The 3,150-nt window shown below is 67.5% G+C and carries 1 protein-coding gene; it reads left to right on the plus strand.

Annotated features, from left to right (window positions below; genetic code table 11):
* Nucleotides 1-3,150 (plus strand): RHS repeat protein (locus H8R17_RS44920; RefSeq protein ID WP_187828908.1); only part of this gene is annotated, 3,150 nt, incomplete at both ends.

The raw sequence follows: 3,150 nt of genomic DNA on the forward strand, positions 1-3,150 counted from the left end.
GTGGACTCCGAACGGGTGTACGCCGCGCACTCCGGTGACCCCTGCTACAACTCCACGGCCTCCAGCAGCTACTGCACCATGGCCTACAAGTGGCACCTGGACTACGTCACCACGGCCACCGGCGCCGCGATGGCGTACTACTACACGCAGAACACCAACTACTACGGCGCCTACAACGGAGCCTCCGAGGTCAAGTACGTGCGCGACTCCCATCTGGCGCACATCGACTACGGCTTCACCACCGCCACCGGCCCCTACGGCACCGTACCCGACAAGGTCGTCTACGGCACCTCGGTGCGCTGCACCTCCACCAGCACCAACTGCGGCAGCTCCGAGACCTCCAGCAACGCCTCCTACTACCCCGACGTCCCCTATGACCTCATCTGTAACTCCGGGACGACCTGCAGTGCGCACGCGCCCTCCTTCTTCTCCACCGTCCGCCTGACCTCCATCACCACCGAGCAGTACTCGACGGCCTCCAGCGCGTACGTGACGGTCGACTCCTACGCACTGACCCAGACCGAACCGTCGACCGGGGACGCGACCAGCGCGACGCTGTGGCTGTCCTCCATCCGGCGCACCGGCTCCGACACGGCCGCCGGCGGCTCCTCCTCCGTCGCCATGCCGCCGGTGAAGTTCGCCGGCTCGGCTCTGGAGAACCGGGTGGACACCTCCACCTACCCGGGACTGTTCCGCTACCGGATCACCTCGATCACCACCGAGCTCGGCGAGGTCATCGGCGTCTCCTACACACTGCCGAAGGCCTGCTCGACCTCGGCCACCCCCTCGTCGAACACCGCTTCCTGCTTCCCGGAGTACTGGACCCCCAGCGGCTACATCAGCCCCATGCTGGACTGGTTCAACAAGTACGCCGTCCAGCAGGTGCTGGAGACCGACACCACCGGCGGCTCGGCCACCAAGGAGACCGACTACTCCTACACAGGCGCCGCCTGGCACTACGACGACGACGAGAACACCAAGGCCAAGTACCGCACCTACGGCCAGTGGCGTGGCTACCAGCAGGTGACCACCACCACCGGCAACGGCGCGGGTGACGCCAAGACCAAAGAGGTGGACACCTACTACCAGGGCATGGACGGGGACCGGCTGTCGTCCACCTCCACCCGCAGTGTGTCGCTGACCGACTCCCAGGGCGGCTCCCACACCGACTCCGACCAACTCGCCGGCAAGCCCCTGGAGTCCACCTCCTACCTCGGCGACGGCGGCGGAGTCGACCACTCCACCATCTACTCGTACTGGATCTCCGCGGCCACCGCGACCCGCACCCGCAGCGGGCTCCCCGCCCTGACCGCGCACATGACCGGCACCGCGGAGAAGTGGACGAGACAGCGGCTGACCGACGGCGGCACCATCAGCTGGCGCTACAACGAGACCGACACGACATACGACACCTCCACCTCGGACGACGACTTCGGTCTGCCGATCTACACCTACGAGCACACGGTCCCGGCCGACTCCCACCACGACCGGTGCACCGCCACCACCTACGCCCCCGCCAACACCAGCGCGAACCTGGTCGGCCTGGCAGCCGGCACCGAGAAGGACTCGGTGGCCTGCTCCGGCTTCACCGAGGGCTCGCCCAGCTCCGTACCCGACGGCTTGAACACGCTCGGCGCGCCGACCACCGTCAGCCGCCCCGCCCAGGTGGTCTCCGCCACCCGGACGTTCTACGACGACACCACCTTCTCCACGACCTTCCCGCAGACCAAGGCCCCCACCGTGGGCCTGGTCACCATGACCCGCAAGGCCACCGGCTACAGCTCCGGCGCCTTCACCTGGCGTACCACGGCGCAGAACACCTACGACAACACCTACCACCGCCTGGCCAGCACCACCAACGGCAACGGCAACACCACCACGACCAGCTACACGGTCAACTCCGCCTATCTCACCACTGGTGAAACCGTCACCGAACCGACCGTGGGCGGCGTCGCCCACACCACGTCCCAGACGTTCGACCCGGAGCGGGGTCTGGCCCTCACCGTGACCGACGCCGCCCACGTGGTGACCACCACCCACTACGACGCACTCGGGCGGACCACCTCGGTGTGGAAGGACTCGCGTGCCACCAGCTCCCTGGCCAACGAGACCTACACCTACACACTGTCCGACAGCTCCGTCTCGGGTGTGGTGGTCAACACCCTCAACGACAACAACGGCTACCTGACCTCGGTCAGCATTGTGGACTCCCTCGGCCGCACCCGCCAGACCCAGACCTACACCCCGCAGGGCGGCCGTCTGATCGACGACACCCTCTACGACTCCCGCGGCTGGACGGCGAAGCAGAACAACAACTACTGGGACTCCGTCACCACACCCGCCCTGGAACTGGTGTCGGTGGCCGACAACCAGGTCGCCGACCAGGACGTGTACACCTACGACGGACTGGGCCGGCAGATCTACGACACCTCCGAGAAGAACGGCTCTGTCGTCTCGACCACCACCACGGTCCACAACGGCGACGCCACCACCGTCATCCCCCCGGCCGGCGGTGTCACCAAGACCACCCGCACCGACCCGCTCGGCCGCACCAGCGAACTGGACGAGTACACCTCCGCGCCCACGCTGACCAAGCCGTCGAACACCGCCACCGGAATCTTCTACCTGACCGGCGGCACCACCAGCGCCACCAAGTACGGCTACGACGGCCACGGCCAGCAGTCCACCGTCACCGACGCGGGCGGCGACACCTGGACCAGCACCTACGACCTGGCCGGCGAGGCCCTCTCCAAGAACGACCCGACCGCGGGCACCTCGACCATGGTGTACGACGCGGACGGCAACCTGCTGCAGACCCAGGACTCCCGCGGCAAGACCGTCTCCTACACCTACGACGCCCTCGACCGCAAAACCGCCGAGTACGCCGCCCCCACCTCCGGGCAGCAGGCCTACGGCTCCACCACCTCGCCCGGCAACCAGACCGCCGCCTGGGTGTACGACAACGCCAACAACGCCGTCTCCGGCATGACCTACCCCATCGGCCACGTCACCACCGCCACCTCCTACAGCGGCGGCAACGCCTACGTGCAACAGGCCGTGGGCTTCAACGTCTTCGGCGAGTCCCTCGGCGAGGAGACCATCATCCCGTCCGCCGCGCAGGGCACTGCGCTGGGCAGGACCTGGAAGATC

This window comes from Streptomyces sp. TRM68367, assembly GCF_014495685.1.
In the GTDB taxonomy this organism is placed as follows: Bacteria; Actinomycetota; Actinomycetes; order Streptomycetales; family Streptomycetaceae; genus Streptomyces.